Consider the following 19,597-nt stretch of genomic DNA (forward strand, 5'->3'; position numbering starts at 1 on the left):
CTATTCTCCCAGATCACGCAGAACCGACTTCGCCACGTCATCACCGGAGGCCGCAGCCTTGCGCAACCATTCCAAGCCTTTTGTGCGACCATAACCATTCGGATCAAGAGCGAGAAGAATCTGGCCCAACCGTCTTTGGGCTTCTGTATTGCCGGACAAGGCGGCCGGCTCATACCAATAGGCTGCTGTTTCCGCATCCGGCTTTTCAATCGGGCTGGAACCTGGCTGATGTGTTTCAGGATCATAAAATCGTCCCAGGGCCAGAGATGCACCGGGATCCCCTGACCGTGCAGCATACCGATAGGCGAGCATGGCCAGATCAGCCTTCTCACGGCGCATCAGATCATCAGCCAAAGCAACCGTTGCATCCGCAGAAGGTGATCTGCCAAGAAATGTGGCAAGATCCTCGCGCGTTTTTACGTCTTCTGGTGCTGCACGGTGTTCTGCATCCTGTGCAGACGGAGGAACAAAGGGATCAAACGGGGCACGAGTTTCATTCCAGTACCAGAAACCACCGACAACGACACACAAGGCCAGAACAAGAACGGCGGGAAACAAGAACCTGGCCAGAGAAGAACCCGAACCGGAAACCGGGGGCGGTTCTTCGACAGGAATATCCGGGACAGGATCAGGCAGGACAACCGGCTCAACCACGATCGATTCAGATAATGGCTCCGCATGCGGAGCCGGAGCATCCACAACGGCAGCATGGGATGGATACAGTCCTGTTACCCCCTGCACACCACGTGCCACAATCCCGAAAGCTTCGGCCGTCAGCTGAATACGGGCATTGGGCGGCAAGACCGCCAGACAATCCGTAATCAGTGGACCAAGAAAAGCTCTTCCTGTGTTGTCAAAATGTACATCGTGCCAACACTGCTCAGCCTGCCAAACCCCACCGGAGGTCAGAAAATCCCGACCTTGGTTACGCAGGATCTGTAAACGCCCATTTCCCGCCGGAAACCCGGAAATTTTGAGAACAGAATATCCTGGCCCACGCTCGACATCAGGGACAAGTTCAGCTTTTGACACCATAAACAACGGTTCCATCTATCAGGAGACAGGCGGCCCCTTCATGCGATCCAGAAGACGCCCCAAACGACGATTATGCTCCGGCCCAATCTCACTGCCAGCAAGATGACCGGCATTGGACACAGCCATCTCACGAAATGCATCTATCCAGTCGACCAGATACAGCGCCGGATAGTTGATCGGTGAATCTGGCAGATCGGGGGGATCAGCAACAGGAGCGGGGGCAGAAAAGAGGCGACGCCCCGCAATATGCGAGGAAACAGGCCGCTTGTCAGTAGGGATACTCCCGAAACCAAGCCAATCTACCCAAGACCCAAGACATGTTGCCGCAACCAATGTCTGCCGATCTACCAGTTGCCCACGGGTTGTCGAGGCCCTTTCCTCGGCTTCCCGCAGGGCATCGATCAACTGAGCCTCCAGACGACACCGTGTCATACCTGTTATCAGCTCATCGACCAGAATTTGCAGGGTGTCCCCGGTCATACCCAAGAAACGGTGCATCTGCGTATTGGCGGGAATATCGCGTATACTCCGCATCCAGTCAGACATGACAGCACGGGCATAGCGGGCTGCCCGCCCCCCCTTCCCAGGTGAAGAAGCAGGGACAGGATCCGTAACAACTTGGCCGAAGCCAGACAGATCAAGGCTGAACAGACTCCCTGTCTCCAGATCAGCATGATCCTGCCCTTCGTCAGCACCTGTTTCTTCCAAATCATAATACAACGTGCGCAGCCGTTCCGGTGTTGGCTGCAAAGCGTGGACAAGCTCTCCAAAACGGTCAAGCCGCTGCTGCAAGGCAACCTGTATCTGACGAGCCAGATCCTGTTTGTGAGCAACGGCACCCTCACCATCAACCTGATAGAAAGGACCAAGAACAGATGAAACCAGACGCCCCCGGATATCGGACACCTGCTCGGCAATACGCCCCAGCTTTACATCTGGTTTTGCCACCGTACCCAGATAGGCCGCCAAACGCGCCATACCCCCGTCATCAAGTGTCAAAGCAGCATCCCATGCCGCAGCAGGATCACGAACATGGCGCCTGACGCTGTCATCCTCAACGAAGGTACCACGCATGGCCGCCAAGCGTTGTTCCTGTCCTTTTGCAAGGGCAACTTCCTGCCGTCCCTCCATTTCAATAACGCCCGGCGCCATGCCGGGTTTGCGCACAAGAAACACCGTGTCAAAGGGCTGGTTCGGGGCCCAAGTGTTAACCCACTCAAACTGTTCAAACTTCTCCAGCAACGTCAGGCGCATCATCCCGCCCCATCCCTCGCGGATCAAATCCATGGTTTCATCAGGGCGAGGTTTCAGACGCTCGTCAAACATGGTGATTGTCCATACCAACCCGGAATCGCGGCGGGAACGTTCTTCCGGCGTTGCCCCCTGTGTCGACTCGATCCATGCCTGCAATGCCGGCCCCAGATCATTGACATCAGACTGTTTATGGCAGGGCGTGCACAGGACCAAGGCATTCATTTCCTGGTCTTCGGTATACCGTTCAAAAAGGTAGGCAACCTTGCCGCGCAGAACCAGTTCCGCAACCGGGTCACGGCCCTCAAGACGCTCTGCCACATCTGCCAGACGCCCCACATTCAGACGACCGCGGTACCCTGGAAAATCAAGAAGATCAACCTGTTCAAGCATGGACGCCTGTGGTGGGTCCGCCAGGCAAAAACTCATCTCGCAGGCCAAGGCCGCCAGAACAGGGCGAGCAACAGCAACAGCGCTTTCCTTCCCCGAACTCTGATGGGTTACAACTTGAACCACCCCCATATTATCGCGCCCGAGACCGCCCAGCATATCAACATTCATGATGCTGTTTTTCTGGCTGAAGCCACCCGCTCCATCCGGCACAACCAAGGCATCAAGTGCAGCAAAAACCCGTGGAGCATGGCCGATTGACCGCAGTGTCTCTGCCAGATGGGTCCAGGCGACCGTGAATTCCGGAATATCACCCCACAACAGGGAAAACAGCTCTGCCCGGCCCTGTGTATCCAAGCGGGGAACAAGATCCACAGCCCGCAACCAGAACCCAGCTTTGTATGGCTCCATGTCACGCGGAAAGCGACTGTTGAAATAATCCATCAGATCAACAACATCAGAAGCTCCCATCCCCCCCGTTGCACCGGGCGATGCCTTGCGGGCAACAGTATCCAAGCGCAGGGCAATCACAGCCGGATCCGAACAGACGCTGACCTTCTGGCGATCAAAATCCATAAAGAAGCTGTTACCAATAATCCGCACCAGATCTGCCTCGCTGAAAAGACGCAAGGCAACAGGAAAACCCGCTGGTGTTGGCAGGCGACGGCGTGTGAAGCGGGTTACGATGCCCGTTGCTTCCTTGCCTCCTCCTGGTGGGTTGATATGGGCAATGAAGTTCAGGCGCTGGCCATCCATATCTGTTTCCAAGGCCCCGTTCTTTCCACGGGCCAGGGCCGATATCAGATAAGATTTCCCCGCCTGGGACAGACCGAAGAAGCCGACAGCCACAGGCTGTACCACAGCGGCAGCCAACCTTTTGGCACGGCTACCCTCGCGGTGCAGATGGATACTGATTCCATCCGCCTCCCGGTCAAGCCGCGCACTGTCCGGCCGCACGTCCCGAACCCAGGCAATCCCCTCTTCCACACCATCGGCAAGAGCCTTACAGGCCTCAACCAATCCCTCGGGAGTAGCCGTCACAACTGCGGGCCCTTTACTCACCGTCTGCCTCCATCAACCAACAACACTGCCAGTATCCAGCCAATAGCTGTCTTCACCAATTCCCTGTGTCAACAAGGTGAAAAGGCGGATCTTCAGGGCATCCCGGCTGAATGTCTGCCCGTCGCGATCACCTCCTCTCACTGAAATCCGGCTGATTTCCAGTTTTTCAGCCCGACCGCGACCGGGGCGCAAGGTAACATCCAGCACCGTGGCATCGCCCTGGCCAGCACCATACAAAGCCGTATCAGCCTTGCGATTGTTTCTGTTGAAATCAATCAGGTATAATGGGCTTGCCCCCCAACGCGGGACGGAAATCTGGCGAAATCCAAGAAGGGTCCGCCCCCGGATTTCAAAGCTGACATCCTCGGGCAACTGATAGTCAGGATTATCCCAGTCAATATCGCGATAATAGACATCCTCGTCCTTGATGAGACGATTGCTGTCCATCAAGCCAACATGACGCACGGTGGAATACAAACGGAATACATTGGAACGGAAGAAGAAGCCGGGAATACGCCCCTGTCCCAGAACACACAGCATGGCCCCGACAGATGCTGTTGTCTTGGGGTCATTGATGCAGGCATTACGGTGGAAGGGATACCACGTTCCCGTCCGATAACCATGCAGAGCCACCAGACGATCAGGAGGTAACGCAAGCAAACTGCGGAACAGGGCCTGTACGCCCGGCAAGCGGGATGGACGCCCTGACAAAAGCAGGACATCGCAGTCATATGCATAAACAAGTTCACACAAAGCCTGCACCGGCTTGCAGATCTCCATACCGCCGCTCAGAAACAAGCGGTGCAAGCGCCCCGGGTCGACAACAAGACGAACGGCCAAGAGGTTGAAGGGTAGCCCTCCTCCCCCTTCTGCACGTGCGACACCGGCAGCAAACCAGCCATGCAAATCTTCAGGCACGGCAGGATCACCCTGTCCGTCGTCTGCCAACAGTTCTGCTACTGTCAAAGACTGTACATCTGCCCCGACAACGGGGTCATGAGCCTCACACCTTTTCAGAACCTGCAAGGCCAAGGGATAAAGAACCTGGAGTGTCAGCTGCTGGCGCTTGACCTGATCGGGCACTGGAACAGCCTCGTTCCCGGCAAGACGCGACAGGACAACCGCCGGCGTTACAACCCCGTGATCCTTCAGAGCTTGCTCAAAGGCAGGAAGGATCACCTTGCGAATCACATCAAGAACAATATCATCCCCGGCGATCTTAAAGCCATCGCGGAACCGCTGTTCCGGCAGGATATAAACATTCCCCCCGCGGCCATCATCCAAAGTGTAGTCTGTCACCACAAGATCGGTCGTACCGCCACCAATATCGATTGTTGCAACCCGCAGGCGACGTCCTGGATCATCGCCACGGGGTTTGCGCATGACGTGGAAGAAGTCTTCCGGTCTGCCACCGAAATTGTTGACCGTTTCCGAATACAGCCATACAGCCTGCGCACACGTGGCCTCATCCCACTGGATACGCCGCTCGGGCAAGGGGGGCCAGCATGCGTCCTGCTGTTCCCGGGTATTGGTGTCCGGGTCTCCCGGGAACCATCCCATAGAGCGCCAAACAAGACCAACGGCCTGTTCCAGGGCATCGTGAAAAATCTGTTGCTCCGGACGGGGCATGGAGGGAGGAACCGTCAGAATAACAGAACGAAGACAGCGTGGCAGGTTGGCATGGCTCATCTTTAGACGTTGGCCAGTACTGTTCATCTGTACCAGAGCCTGAACCAGCACCTCAGCCAACATGAATGTCATCAGCGCACTGCGACTGTAGTGCGGCACAAAAACCTGGATCTGCTCCTCTGGCGGCAGGGTAAAAAGCGCTTTTCCCTCTTCATTGATCAGGTTCCCGAAAGGAGCCGCCGTTGCCAAGGGTTCTGATTCAGAGCGGTTAAAAGCATCGTTGAAACGCCAGCCAGACTCATAGCGTTCGTCATCCCACAAATACCGCTTTGGGCTTGAAAGGCCGGTTGACCCCTCACTGCCCTTTCGTCGCGCAGCCAACCGTGCGGCCTCGGGCCCGACACGGGCAAGGGTTGGCCACAGGAATGCATCATTACGGCCCGAGAGAACCGACTGGTCAACCCGGCCAAAACTTGCCTCGGCAAACTCCAGGCGACTTTCAAAGGGGTCTGTACACACCTGATGGGCACGCCCCAGATCCCGCAGTTCAAGCGTATAACTCAATTTCAAGCCGTTTGCCTGCTGGGGATGATCCTCGATCAGAATGCCGCAGGTGCGTGAATTACCAACATCCAGAACCATATCAACCGGAATGGACGGCAAAACATCATCGGAACGATTGGACAGGATCTTGATGCGAGGGGGACGAACCAAGGACCCAATCAAACTTATGATATTCAGATAATGGGTATAGTGCAGACCCGCTTTGATGCCTGCCTCAATGTCCTCACGCGACAGGCGCAGCCGGGCGACCGCACTGTCCGAAAATTCCTGCTCCAGCCAGCCGGAAACCCACCTCTGGGCCATAAACCAGGCAGGATCCTCACCCTGCCAAGCCAAGGAAAAACGCACGCCCCCTTCAACATCACCCAACGTTGGTGCCAGATAGGCTGTACCCACACGTTCCTCTGTTACACTGGTATCAAAGGCCAGAACAAGACGGTGTGTATATCCATCGCGGTCCTGTCCAGTTTCAAGGGGAAACAGGCGGGCACGAGCCCAATTAGCCGGCCCTTGGACAAACGTTGTGGCCTGCTGTCGCAGGAACGGGACAGGAAGCCACGTATCAGACAGCAGGGTAAGACTGTCTCTGACAGACGTCTCAAGTTCCGGATGATCCTGCATCGGCAGACGTGACCGGGGATGAAGTGTTGCATCCCGCACAGGATCAGCCTCCAGCCGAACAGGTACCGGGCTCTCCGCCACCCGGGCGAAACGACCGGGGGCCTCACGGCGGGCATCAAGCGTCAAGCCAAAATCCACAAACTGGATCCCGGTTCGCATAATCAGCGTGATTTCCTCTTCCGACCGCCGGGTAACATCCGCCAGCATGGCTATCCTTTCACAGAAACTCAGGGCCATATTTCTATAAACATTCGGGTAGGTTGATCAGTGACCGGACTGACGCCCTATATCAACATGGTACTGTGCTCCATCGGGATTAACCCCCTGACACCGGGCCTTGCCGTTTGTATCACGATCACACACAACCTGTGACGGCGCAAACTCGCGACCATCGGGACAGCGGACAGATTCTGCTTGATCGATGTGCAGACGCCCCTGGTTCATACGAGCGTTTCCGGGACCTGTACAAACCACGCCGTCGCCGCGACGAATGGTCATGGTTCCAACACCTTTGTCAAAAGAATATTCCACGTCCAGAGGCAAACTGGTAGCACCATCAACCAAACCGGTATGGGAACGCCATGTTCCATTGAGGAAATCAGTCTGTCCGCTTTGCAGCGCATCTGGTGGAATATGCAGGGCTTTTGCACCAGAGGAAGCTTCATCCAGCGAAACAGACGGCGGTGAGCTTCCCTCCTCTGGTGATGATCCGGATTTGTCGGTTTCATCTGCTCTGTCTGTAGGCGAGGACTCAGGGGGAGAATCACCCTGTCCTTTATCAGGCAGTTCCGACTCGCTGGGTGGAGAAGTGGCTGTCACGTCACCTTGTTCCGGATCAAGGGCAACCGCTTTTCCACTGGTACCATCGATGACAATAGCCTGCCGAGGTGGAAGAAAGGGAATAATGGAGTGTTGCTCCTCAAGAACAGTCCCCAGCAGCCAAGACGGCAACAAGTCCCTCTGTTCCTCAGGAAGGGACAACGCCCACCACCGCATAAACCAGATCAGAAGCAGCAGAAACAGCAGAACAAGCGGAACCGCCAACAGAAACCACAACCACCACGGCCACCCAAACCTAGCTGGCTGGGCCGTTGGCACAGATGCTATCGGGGTTTGCGCAGGGGACAAGGAAAGACCGGTCAAAACATCTCTCCCACCCGGTACAGCCAATGGCGAGAAACCCCAGAATGTCACCACAGGCTGCCCATCCACCAAGTAGATATGCGTTTCATCCGGAATAAACAGGGCAAACGGCAACAAGCGGGCAAACAGCTCCAGGTCTCTGGACAGTGCTGGCCGATCCGCCAGAAGACCCGCATGGGATAAAACACGGTGACGTGCAGACTGAAGCCCTGGGAGGACTGCTTGCTGCTCCTGTAAAGTCGCCGCAGACCAAGGTATAACCCTTGAGCCTGCAGGCGCATACCAGTCGATTGTCACACCATCAGCCCTGATTTGGGGAATCGCCATCAGGGAGGCAACATCATCTCCGATCTGACGTCTGATGGTTGACCGCATCTGCAAGGCTGTCGAGAACAAGGATGTTCCGGAAATACCCAGCATACAAAAATCACGCAGAGAACCTGTTCGCAACAGCGGACCTGTATCATTCTGATCATGTGCCATTGTATCCCTGCCCCGGGTTCTATCAGCTTTCAATGTTGTCATTTCATTCACACCCCTGCGGTACAGGTGTATGGCCACTTGCAGCGCGGAACAAATCATCCCAGCTTTGGCCGTCCTTTGGAAGGATCAGCTTTCCCCCCGTCGTTTCGGCCATACATCGCCCATCACCGGAACCATCAACGCTGATAACATTAATGCGGATGTTGGGCTTCCGTGCCTTCAGGTCACGGGCAACGGCACAAGGATCGCCCCCGCAACTGTCTTCACCGTCAGTAACAACAACAATAGTTCCGGGCACCCTGACCCCATCAAGCATGGTTCCGGCACGTTCCAGACCACGAGCCAGAGGCGTACCTTGACGGGGTGTGATCGAACGCAGTTGTTCCAACAAACGGGTTCTCTCGTCAGCTTTGAAGAACTTGTAATTATCTGTTCCCTCGCAGCGCCCAAAAACCAGAAGACCAAGATCAATATGACGGGGTAGTGTCTTGGTCAAATCTGCCACTGCATCTTTGGCTGCATCAAGACGAGACCTGCCGCCCTGTAACTTCGAAAGCGCAAAGCTGTTCCCACCCATAACCTGCCGCATGAGCATCTGAACCTGCGAGGGTTTCAAGTCTGCTGACAAACCCATACTGCCTGACGCATCAAGCAAGACAGCCACTTCGGGATTCTCCCACGCTTTTGGTTTGGGAGGACAAGAGGCAGGCCGCGTATTCTTGTTTGCCCGTTCTTTTGGGGTATCATCGGTCCTGCTTGGCAATACAGGCGGTTTCACAGCTGGAGCCGGTGGTTTTACAACCTCTTCAACCGGATTCAGATAACCAGGAGAAGGAGTGGTAGATGCTGGGGCAGGCAAATCCAGCATCGCATTTTGATCAGGTACACGACACTCGGCTAAACGGCGCATAACCTCACGTTCAGCATCAAGAATATCTGCTATCAATGCATTATGATCCTCTTCTGCCACAGGTGCCTGCTCTACCTCTTCACCTGTCGAGGGAAGAAGACCATTACACCGGTACAGAAAAAGACTGATCAAAAGCAACAATAACAGGATAGCAAGCAACCACAGCCACCAGCGATGTCCTGAAGCAACAGAGCCTGTATTATAGAATACGGGTAGATTCAATCCAGAACCTGCATATCCCCATCCAACAATAACCGGCTGACCATTTTGCACCAGAACCTGATCAGACCCGGGAGTTACAGTCACTTTCTCAATCAAGTCCGCAAAAGCAACGTTGCCAGAAAGGCGGTAACGTTCCCCTAACTGCCGTACAAGCCCCAACCTCTGGAACAAAAGATCACGAACCCGATTTTGTTCAGGCAACGTTAAGGAGGACAACAGGACAGGCTGTCCCGGAAGGGACGACCACCATTCCAAGTCTTTCCCATCATCCGATAACAATGGCTCTGCAAACAATCCCGGAATGGTATCGGGAAATGCCGGTGAAAGGATCGCTGTTAATTCCAGCCAACTACGTTGGCGATAAGATAATGGATCAGATTCGCTCCCGACAAGCCAACGTGTTGGCTCACAACGATACAGTCGCACGCGCACAGACATGCTGGTTCAGCTTTCTCTTCTTGCAACGATTGCAGGTTTATGGGGAAAGCTTGTCACATACAACACTCCAGCCTGTTTCATATTAGTTATAATTCAGGATTCGTGTCGGGGTTATCCTGATCACTCAGGAATATCGCTTATCCCGCCTCCGAGGCCAACCAATTATCTATGGCCTTCTGTAGCTTTGGTGACGCCAAGGCCTTACCGCGTTCCAGCTTGGATAAATAACCCTGCTTTATGCCCAGAATTTCTGCAACCTGCATTTGGCTTTGTCCTGTTCTCTTACGATGGGACTTAATCGCTTCAGCCAACCCATCGGGGGACACCTTGTGTTTGGCCGCAAGCGGGGAAATAACCTGAAGGGCTTTACCGGACGGAACATCACGGGACAATTGCCTGTAGTAGTCCTTGACCTCATCCGGGGCTTCTATTGCTATGGTTGCAAGAACCCATTCCTGTCCCCACCCGCGCTTTTCAATAATTTTTTCGTTCCAACGGTCATACTGCCACCCGGCAATGACACCATCAGCTTGCAACTGCTCCAGTGCTTTTTCGAGCCTAGCCCGTGTTTTTGATGGATAGCGTTCGTTGACAACTTCTCCCACAGCATCAAGAAGAGTCTGAACACGATAGACCTGAACGAACTGACCCGTTCTGGCAATGGCCCGCCAATGCCATGAAACATAGCGGGTGAGTCGTTTTTCCCATTTCCGCCTATATGGATCATACTGTAACGCCTTGCGAAACAATAATCCTGTCTGCCGACCAGACCCGAATAAAAAGCTGGCAAATGCTTTGCCCGGACGGAATATGAACCGTTCAACGTCCATATAACCATCCAGCCTGATTTGGCCCATACGATCCGTGATAATAAAAGGGCGGCTCTGCAACGTCTTGGTTACAGGCTTTTTCGATCTTCCCCCCTTGGGGTCATTCTCGTAAACTTTGACTTCGGCAATATTGAGCCAAATGTTCTGAATATGGCTTAGAGCACGGATAATCTCTTCCCGTTGTTCAGGTTCATATCCTCCTCGCCGACCTTGCCCACCTCGCTTGGGCTTCAGGCCACGCATAGAGAGAATTTCATCAACATCAGCAATCGCCCCATCTTCAGGGGTTCTGGCTTGATTAAGATAAATAGCACACAGGGCATCCAGAGCATCCGCGTCAATATCTGATAATTCTGACTGTTGCTTCCACATTGTCTGCGCCCACGCCTGAACCTGGTCACGAGGTAAATGAGGATCATGTTCAACAACAGGGGGACGAAGCTGGGCATATCCTGTTGATCCACCACGGGTTAACTCGGCTGTGGGCCAAGGGGTACCATCAACTCGACGAAAGGTATTTTTATAAAGGGCTTCTCGTAAACCTTGAAAGTGTCCTGAAGAGAGGACCACTAGCATATCGCGGGGTAGTCCCGGGCGTATATCATGGCCAGGATCCCGGATACCTAGTATTTCTTCCAGATATGGCAATGGCTTATGAGGAGGAGATAACAACTCAGCGATAGCCTGTGCAGCTTCCTCGGCATAGACACCGATCAGGCTTCCTATCATATCTGATGTAACGGGAACAGAGCGCCTCTCGTCCTCTGCCTTCCAAGATGAAGCATTCAACACAAGCCAACGGGCAAGTTTTGACAGGTATGCCTTTTCACGGACCATGTCTTCAGCCATGCGCCGACATACGAGCTGAGTGCTCTTGAAATTAATTTCTCGTTCTTCCGGAGCTCCGTGTGTTTCCTTGATATAACACTCAATCAAGCTCTTTTGTATAACTGCTTCAAGAACATCAAGGATACCATTTGTGCTCTTTTCAAGGGCATCACAGACATCTCTTGTCAGCTGCTCCTTGTCATCATCGTCGAGATCAGGGCCAAGGACAAAACCAGCAATTACAACTTTAACGGGATAAAGTGTCTGATCATCATGACGCATGGCAGAACTGTCAATCACAACCCGACGACCGTCATGAAGTGTAATCTTCAAGGACTCGGCTTCAGCTGTATCCCTCACAAGTCTATCCTTCCAGTTGCCGGATAATAACACTTATTACGACAATGAACTGCTGGGTACAAAGGAACAATGCCTCCGTATGCTTTCTATCAGACTTTTTCTCTTTTACGCAGTGCATGGAAACTGGCAAGAGCATTAAGCTGACCTGATGGTCGCAGAAGCATTCCCGCCAGGAAAGCCGGCCTACTTTTATAAATATATTCTTGGGGTTTCATTGCAGCTACAGCAACAGCAAACGTTACCTGTAAAGAACCATGTTGTTGGCAGCCTGTTTTCCAAGTCCATTCGGATACTCCTAACTGATGTGCCAAAATCCTTGCCGCATGAAACCATTGGTCAGGCTTCGCATTTTCAGGACTTTCAAGAAACTGGGACACAATAACAGCGGACAGGGGTTTGCAAAAACTCTTCAGGAGATCCGTTTGCGACTTTCTGAGAGACGTTAATGGTTTTGCTGCTACCTCTATAAAGCCAGGTAAGAGAGGATCGGAAGAGTTTCCCGTAGAGCCGACTATTTTTTTTGCCAAGCTTATTTTTGTTTTGTTTTCTTTTGTAGATATATGGTGGAAACCGGTTTCCTGCTGGCCGGAATCAACTTCATAAACACTACACATACACGACCATGTTAGCATATGAACATATCCTGCAGAGTCGATCATATTCCTCTCTAGGTTAAGTATATCCTGTTCAATACGAGCTTGCTCGTTAACCGACGCTGATGAAAACCGATTGTAAAGACATAAAAACTGATCAAAAAGCTGCTCTGATTGCAAAAGGGCATGGTGAGCTGTCTCTAACGTTTTTTGAAGAGCAATATTATCAGGATGTTCCCACAACAAAACATCCAACGCATCAACAGCCGTACGAATATCTTGCAAAGCCGCACCGATAGAACGCCTCTGGCTTTTCAACCTGTTGCGTTGCGCTTTTAATTCTTGGGCAAGGTCTTGAAATTCTTTGTGTTTCTCAACAACAGGCGCTAAATTTATTCCATAAGCTGAGACAATTGAACCATCCGCAGCCCTGACAGGAGTACGACGGTTTCCAGGGCCCCGCTCGATGGAAATAAATCCTGCTTTCTCGAGTGCAGACAGGTGGTTGCGTACTGTCCGTTCACTGACACCTAGGCACCCGGCTAATTCCGCATTACCAGGAAAAACGAGTGGCGAACATCCGGACGTCCAATCGCTTGACGAGGAATAGTCAAACAAAAGCTCCAATGTTGAGAGCGCCTCACGGGAAAATGGAAGGTAATTCCCGCAACGGCGGAAAGGCTCCAACAGTTGTTTTGGATGATAAATCCTTTCAGGAAGACCTTTCCAGGTTGCTACGGCAACAGCCGCATCAAAATGGCCATAGGCCTTGCGGACATGCCCCGTTGGTGCTGGCTTGGCACAACCAGCAGAACGATATTGTGAAACACTCACGTCTCAACTCCTTGCCGTCTTTAACCGCGAGGACGCCAAGAGGCTGCTTCATTTTGACATAACCAAGAGGGTAGTACAGGCACTACCTAACGGCTCTTCCTTGTGCTACAAGGAAAGTGTGTGAGCCCTGATTAAGCATGCAGCGAACTCTTTGTCTGCGGCTTTGTGTGAAGGGATCTTCGGGTGGTTGACGTCTCGCACACGTCAACCACCCGTCATATGTTTTTTGGAATCATCTTTTTCTCCCTACTCTGCGCAATGACTCCAGATCCAGCTGCTAACACCGGCTCTAGTGCGATGTAGGAAATAACATGCTTACCCTGATAGACTTCGAGTGGATTGGTCCCGTAAAATTAATAAATGTTTTAGGAAGGAATATCCTGTACAAAAGAGTACGTATAACATGCTGTTTTATAGAAACTATCCTTGATAATCGAGAAAAGTCTGCGTGAAGTTTGCCCCCGATTTTGGGGCATGATCACCTCGACTCTTTCTACATATAACCCCGATTCATAAAAAGCAGAAACTTAACGCCTTGTCATATACGGTCACGATAACCCCAACATTATTCCTTCAAGGAATATATGGAGTGATCTGATATATAAGAGAAAAGGTGATAATGGTCTTGATGGACCCGACTATATTCTCACGATCACATCCATGAATATACCTCTTGTCGAGGTTATAAGTAACATGCCCACCCCGCAGGAACAGGCATGTGGCAGGATGAATTGTACAGAAACAAAAATCTAGGCTCCAGACTCAATCATGGTATTGTTCGTGGTCTTCAAATCAGATTCATACCCTTCAATCGGGAGATTGGAGGCATGAATGGCCCACCTGTTTTGGCTTTCGGACGCCCGATGGGCGGCGATAGAGCCGCATTTTCCCAGGAACCAACCGGGTGCGCTGCGTGTTGATGACCGGCGCGTGATCTCCGGGATCATCCATGTCCTGAAGACGGGATGCCGATGGTGCTATTGCCCGCCGGATTATAGCCCTTCGACGACGATCTGCAATCGCTTCAACCGGTGGTCTCGCAGGCGCTTCCGGGTGGGCCTGCTCGACGCCTTGTTGCTGCTTGACCGCAATTTCTGAGCTGCTAGTCTTGATCAGCGCTTTGCGCCTTGATTCCACTTGATAATATCGCGATGTGGCGGTGTATTTTTTGCACACATCGCTCCTATAGCAACACCAGTTGCGACGGATTTTCGCGGGCCCTCCGCCGGTCCTGGTTCGAAAAGTGAACGATGTTGCGGAACTGACGGTCCGTAAGAGCCAAAATCTGGACGTCACCCTTGTCAGGCAAGGCCTGTTCAATGCGACGAATGCGGGCCTCAAGAGCCTCCTTCCCATTCACAAAACGACCATAAGCCGAAAACTGGCTGCGTTCAAAGCCTTCATCAAGGAGAAAATTCCGGAAGTCCGTAGCAGCCTTGGCTTGGGCCCTGGTCCCGACCGGCAGATCGAACATGACCAGCACCCACATCAGACGATATCCGCTGAGATGATACGTGGTTCCATTCATGATCCCAAGGCACGAAAGGTATCGATCGAAGGGAGACCGGGCAAGGCAAGCGCAAGACGACGCGTTTCGAAGCTGCGTGCAAGCGAGGAAGCCAGGCGCCCAAGCACTGTGGCCAGGGGTGTCGTTTCATCCGCCAACGGTAGGTCAAGGGCAATAAGCCGGGCCAAGGCTGCCTTGGCGGACGGTGTGACGTCTGTACCTTCCCGCCTGACGATCTCCCGGACAGTCATGTCAATAAACGGACGGAAGGGTTCCATCAGATCATCGGCCAAGGCAAAAGCATTGCCGCGGTTGGCATGAAAAATACCGATCGCAGGGTGCAGACCGGCACCGGCAACAGCCCGTGCGGTGGCGGCACGCAGAACAGTATAGCCGTAATTGAGGAGCGCGTTGATGCCGCTGCCATCGGTATTCCGGCGGAAATCCGGCCCCATCATCAGTGGCCAGTAAAGGCGGGCTGCCTGTGCCTCGATGTTGCCTGTGTCACCGGACCGCACACGACGCGCCATCATGCGAAGAGGAGCTGATGGCTGTCCGATAGCTTCGAGCGATGCAGCCTGTATACCGATCTTGGCAATGACGATGGCCTTCCAGGCCCCCTTCACCAGAGGTACGGGCGCAGACCATTGGGCACGAATGCGCGCACCCTGCTGGTGGTGCCCCTCCATCGACCACAGAAGACCCGTCGGGCGATGATTTGACCCGCAGATGACAACAGGCGTGCCCTGTTCCGCGAGCGCAGCCAGCAGCGCGTTGGACCAGGTTATTCCGTGGGCATGGGCCAAAACTGCGGCGACCTGATCGAGAGGCACGCGGGCGATCCGCTTGCCTCCCTCGCTCACGGTCAGAAACCCACGGTCACGGGCCAGATGGCGACCATCCTGTGTGAGGTCAATGATCTGATCCATGGCCGGTTCCCCTCTCCCCCGCCGAATGGATTCAGCCTACAGAACCCGCAGGAACCCCGTTACCCTTTTCTGCCAGGATCACGGAAATGACCTGTTTCATCCACAATAATACGACGGGCACCCTTCTTGATCAGGGTGCGGGCCGTGAAACGCAGATAAAGGTCTTCTTTATGCTTCTCATAGCGCTCCCTTGCATTGGATGCGGTGTGCGGGACCAAGGAAATCCCGCCATTACGATCGAACATCACAACGGTAGCAATAACCGGACCGAACTTGCTGTCGTCCAGCTTTACCATGTCGGACTTGAACAGACGCAAAAGCCGCTTGGCCGCAGGGTGTGGGCGTGACCCGGGGCCAGGTTGGTGGGCATCGAAGGTGCTGACGATGTGTTCGGTGACGGCTCCTCCGGGTAACCTCCAGACCTCAAAGCAATGGTTGGAGTCGCCTCTATAACCTTTGTAGGCCCGTCCGGATGCATCCCGTATTTCGATCACGCTGATCGGCTCGATCAACCGGACACGGCGGATCCCGTGGTAAGGACCCGGACTGTCGCGGAAGTGTGCCAGCGCCTTGGAAAACGCCTCGCCTTTCTTTCCGGCGGTCACTGCCGCAAGAGCCGCCTTCAATGGTTCGTCCCTGATCTTGCCGATCATGGTGGGCGTCAGGCTGTCGAAGGGCTTGCGGGTAACCACAAGCGGAACACTCTTCTCGGATTGCCCGGTCAGGCCATAGGCCATGTCGCGGTGCAAGGGGCCGGTTGTCTGGTCGCGCCCTTTCATGCGGGTCGTGAGGTCGATCCGGCCATGATCGGGGCGGTGGCTGACAATGATACGGTTGACATGTTCCGCAACCGCTTCACGGAAGCCGGGCCACGGGGGCATGATGGATGAGGCCAGTGCCTCGCGGCCCTGATCGACATCTGTACGCGCCTGCTCGGCCATCGCCTTGATCAGGCCGCGGTCTGTTGCTGCCACCACAGCAGCATCAATGGCGTGGTGGCGGTGGTCCATCCGGTTCTTCTCTTTTGTGACATCCCGCAGCGGGTCAGTAAGAATCCCGTTCAGACCCCAATGCCGGCGCAGCATCTCTGTCAGCCGCCCTGGAACGACCCAGACATGGCTCTTGCCATCTGCGCTATCATAGAGCGTTTCAAGATAGGCCTTGGATATTCGCGAAAGGTACTGGGTATCCACCAGCGCCCGCGCCTCGAAATCCCGCTCGCCCTCAAACCGTGCCATCGCATCTTCGGCAAAGCGCCAGCGCTTGAATTCAGGAATATGGCGCAGATTGTCGTCTTCAAGCGCCCAGATCCGCATCCCGTCCCGCCGGGCTTCCGATGGCGATTTGTTGCGCTTCTGGCGATTGGCTTCCTTCATGCACAGGGTGCGGTTGGCTGTGCTGTCGTCAAGTGTACGGGAATAGGGAAGGATGTGATCGATGTCGATCGCGCCCGAGAAGAGCAAAGAGGGTGAAATGATTGTCCCGGTATAGGGGCAACGCCGCATCATCGGATCTTCGTGGAGTTCCTGCCACAGACGAACATACATGCGGTTCGCACCCGTATCCGGAACACCCCATTCGGTCAGGAGAGCTGACCGTGCCTCGGCGGCCTTTCTGTTTTTGACATTCAGGGCTATGACCGCCTTTTTTTGGCCAGGGCTTTGCTTCAGGTCGCGAGCCAGTTCGACCACGATCTCTTCTGGTTTACCATGGCGGGCGATGATCCGGTTCACCAGGCGGCGCAGCTGGTTCAGTCCGATGTGAACCGTCGGGTTGGTGATCCGTCCAAAACGTGTGATATCGTCATGATGCGGCTCACCGGTCCCCGGGATAACATGGGCCTGCAGCACTTCACCATAATAGGGAAGTGTTTCCAGAATCTCGCCCGTCCGGCGGTCGGAGTGGTGTTGATCGAGCGCCTTCCCCACCGCCTCGCTATAGGTCAGGACCTCGGCTTTCAAGCAGCTCAACAGCTTCCGTGTTGCTGTCTCCCCAAGGCGCCCATAGCCTTCGGGCAAGGGGGCATCAGCCGTTGCGCGTGCATGCGCAACGTCCAAGCCGTGGACCTGCTTCAGCCACTCAACCAGTGCCCCGGTATCATCGTCATCACGAATACGCCCGACGATTTCGGCCTGCACCTCAGCCTCAAGAGCCAACCAGCGTGTGCCGAAGCGGTCGGGGTGTGACAGGCTCGCCCGGACCGGATCGCAGGCGATGTAATCGCGCCCCTTTTCCAAGGTAAAGGTTTGCCCGTCACGCAACTTGAGATGTTTCGCGATGGCCTTCAGCGACAGTTTCGCGGAGGCTATTGCCTTGACCGGTACTTTGCCGTCCAGAAGCATGATGACTTTATCACGCTGCTCCTTGCCGAGGGGAACAGCGGCCCCGCTTTCGGTCCTGATCCGCAGCGCATTGACTGTTTCATAAAGAACGCGTCGCTGTGTCAGCGGATGAGCCCTGGGCAGACGCGGTTCCGGGAAGAACAGACACCGTCCTACCGCTGGTGCCTTCAGGGGGCGCTGAAAGAAGATTGTTTCGAACACTTCATGGCGCTGACTATCCGTCAGCACCGGGTGATGTGCGGCCTGTGCGGCCCAAACCTTGTTGAACTCTTCCTCAAGGTGCCGTCGGTCCGGGTAGAAGTCATACCCCGTTTCTGCTTTCCCACCGTCAACGGACCGCAAGGTAAGCCGCGTGCGAACAGACGACACACGGCGCAGATCTTCGGCCTGGCTGCGACGCAGGTGCAGGAATTCGCCATAGGTCCGTGCTCCGACGGCCATCATCGTCTGATCCAGTCGTGCAGACCCATCGATGATCTTGCCGCCCTCGTTGTTGCCACGGTCCGTTTGGCGGTTCGATTTGAAGCCCCGCCGTTGGTTAAGATGGAACAAAGCACGCCCGAGTTCGATAAGTTGCAATCGGCGATCTAGGGCCTCGGCCCGCAGGCGATAGGGATCCAGTACTTCCAACTGCTTCGCCTGATCTGGTTGTTCCGGCATCAAACCGGCCGCCGCAAGACGCTTCATCAATGCTGCACGACGGCGCAGATATCGGTCACGCCGTCGCCGCAACGCACGCGCATTGCGGCGCTCCACAGCTGACGAAACGCCCGTCTTCGCGTCCCGGCCATCCGAGAAGAGTCTCACGCCACAATCTATAATCTCGGCAATCATGCCGTTGGTTATGCGATAGAGAAACCAGCCGATGGATGTGGAACCGATGTCGAGCCCAAGACGAAGCATGTTACGAACCCAAATAAAAAAGACGGGGGAATAATTGTTCGACCCTTGATTTATGTCAACACACAACGCTATCTAGGGTAGCGCTGCAAATGAGCAAACATCGGGCGTCCCAAATCTGATCGGACAGACCTGATCATCTTCCGGGAGAAGGTGACCGATTGCGCCTTGACAACTCACGGCAAATAAATGAAATCTTGGCTCTCAGAAATTGCGGTCGAGCCGTTAACAAGCTCGACAGAGCACCACATCGAAACCCGGGGCTACGGCCCCGGGTTTCCTTTTTGTCGTACCCGATCATGAACCCGGGTGCATACCGTATCCTTATTGGCCATGGCCGCTCGCAAAAAAATCTTCAGCTGATCCCGCCACCCCCAAACCGCATGGCCCCGATCTTGTCCTGCCCCTTGGGACACTCCCCCCGAATGCTGCGGACATGAACAAAAACATACAATTAATGAAAACATATTAAACGTATATACGCCTATCCGTATTTCTGTAAAAGTAAGTCCCGCAACTCATCTGAAATCTTGCTGCCACGCATCGCACACTGGGCCTTGATAGTACGGTGCAAATTTGCAGGGATATCAATTGTCAACCTCTTCATCGGTTCCTCTACATCCCGACTATCCACCCATGCATCCGCAGAAACAGGAGCTGGCTTGGTTGTCGGCCTGGTCCCGATTGAAACTTTCTTGCTCATACTTTCCCTCTCCGTGATTACAA

At 54.1% G+C, this 19,597-nt stretch carries 11 protein-coding genes and 1 pseudogene; 1 reads left to right on the forward strand and 11 read right to left on the reverse strand.

The genetic code is table 11. From position 1 onward, the window contains the following. From HEQ72_RS10115 to HEQ72_RS10145, 7 genes are all read right to left on the reverse strand, one after another. Entirely contained in the window at nt 1-1,035 is a 1,035-nt protein-coding gene (locus HEQ72_RS10115) for a tetratricopeptide repeat protein (RefSeq protein ID WP_168023278.1), read from the reverse strand. Between the two features lie 18 nt (nt 1,036-1,053). Further along, entirely contained in the window at nt 1,054-3,738 is a 2,685-nt protein-coding gene (locus tag HEQ72_RS10120) for a putative virulence factor (RefSeq protein WP_168023279.1), read from the reverse strand. Between the two features lie 12 nt (nt 3,739-3,750). Further along, nucleotides 3,751-6,759 (reverse strand): virulence factor SrfB, encoded by a 3,009-nt coding sequence (locus tag HEQ72_RS10125; protein WP_168023280.1) that lies wholly within the window; start codon nt 6,757-6,759, stop codon nt 3,751-3,753. Nucleotides 6,760-6,816: 57 nt separating this feature from the next. Continuing rightward, nucleotides 6,817-8,178 carry an SrfA family protein gene (locus HEQ72_RS10130; protein ID WP_168020059.1) on the reverse strand — a complete coding sequence of 454 codons (1,362 nt, stop codon included), beginning with the start codon at nt 8,176-8,178 and terminating at the stop codon, nt 6,817-6,819. 43 nt (nt 8,179-8,221) lie between these two features. Continuing rightward, nucleotides 8,222-9,748 carry a VWA domain-containing protein gene (locus tag HEQ72_RS10135; RefSeq protein WP_168023281.1) on the reverse strand — a complete coding sequence of 509 codons (1,527 nt, stop codon included), beginning with the start codon at nt 9,746-9,748 and terminating at the stop codon, nt 8,222-8,224. A 137-nt stretch (nt 9,749-9,885) separates the two neighbouring features. Continuing rightward, nucleotides 9,886-11,766: a helix-turn-helix domain-containing protein gene (locus HEQ72_RS10140; RefSeq protein ID WP_209315648.1), complete on the reverse strand. Its 1,881-nt coding sequence runs from the start codon at nt 11,764-11,766 to the stop codon at nt 9,886-9,888. 89 nt (nt 11,767-11,855) lie between these two features. Beyond that, nucleotides 11,856-13,193 carry a helix-turn-helix domain-containing protein gene (locus HEQ72_RS10145; protein WP_168023282.1) on the reverse strand — a complete coding sequence of 446 codons (1,338 nt, stop codon included), beginning with the start codon at nt 13,191-13,193 and terminating at the stop codon, nt 11,856-11,858. Nucleotides 13,194-14,024: 831 nt separating this feature from the next. Between HEQ72_RS10145 and HEQ72_RS10150 the strand changes: the two are divergent. Beyond that, nucleotides 14,025-14,267 (forward strand): annotated as a pseudogene (locus tag HEQ72_RS10150) (transposase); the annotation flags it as partial. Nucleotides 14,268-14,376: 109 nt separating this feature from the next. On the opposite strand, the gene cas2 reads toward HEQ72_RS10150, so the two are convergent. The 4 genes from cas2 to HEQ72_RS10170 all read right to left on the reverse strand — a co-directional run bounded on the left by cas2 (nt 14,377) and on the right by HEQ72_RS10170 (nt 19,574). After that, on the reverse strand, nt 14,377-14,721 hold the full coding sequence (gene cas2 / locus HEQ72_RS10155) for a CRISPR-associated endonuclease Cas2 (protein WP_209316006.1): 345 nt from the start codon (nt 14,719-14,721) through the stop codon (nt 14,377-14,379). Then, the gene (gene cas1, locus HEQ72_RS10160; RefSeq protein WP_168023283.1) at nt 14,718-15,629 is read right to left on the reverse strand and encodes a type II CRISPR-associated endonuclease Cas1; all 912 of its coding nucleotides are present in this window, start codon (nt 15,627-15,629) and stop codon (nt 14,718-14,720) included. The genes cas2 and cas1 overlap by 4 nt, the downstream gene beginning before the upstream one ends. A gap of 59 nt (nt 15,630-15,688) precedes the next feature. Further along, a complete protein-coding gene (gene cas9 / locus HEQ72_RS10165) occupies nt 15,689-18,874 on the reverse strand; it encodes a type II CRISPR RNA-guided endonuclease Cas9 (RefSeq protein WP_168023284.1) in 3,186 nt (1,061 codons plus the stop codon). A 481-nt stretch (nt 18,875-19,355) separates the two neighbouring features. Then, complete coding sequence (locus HEQ72_RS10170; RefSeq protein WP_168021342.1) at nt 19,356-19,574, reverse strand: hypothetical protein; 219 nt, start codon at nt 19,572-19,574, stop codon at nt 19,356-19,358. Nucleotides 19,575-19,597: the final 23 nt, after the last annotated feature.

The organism is Haematospirillum sp. 15-248 (genome assembly GCF_012102665.1).
Classification (GTDB): Bacteria; Pseudomonadota; Alphaproteobacteria; order Rhodospirillales; family Rhodospirillaceae; genus Haematospirillum.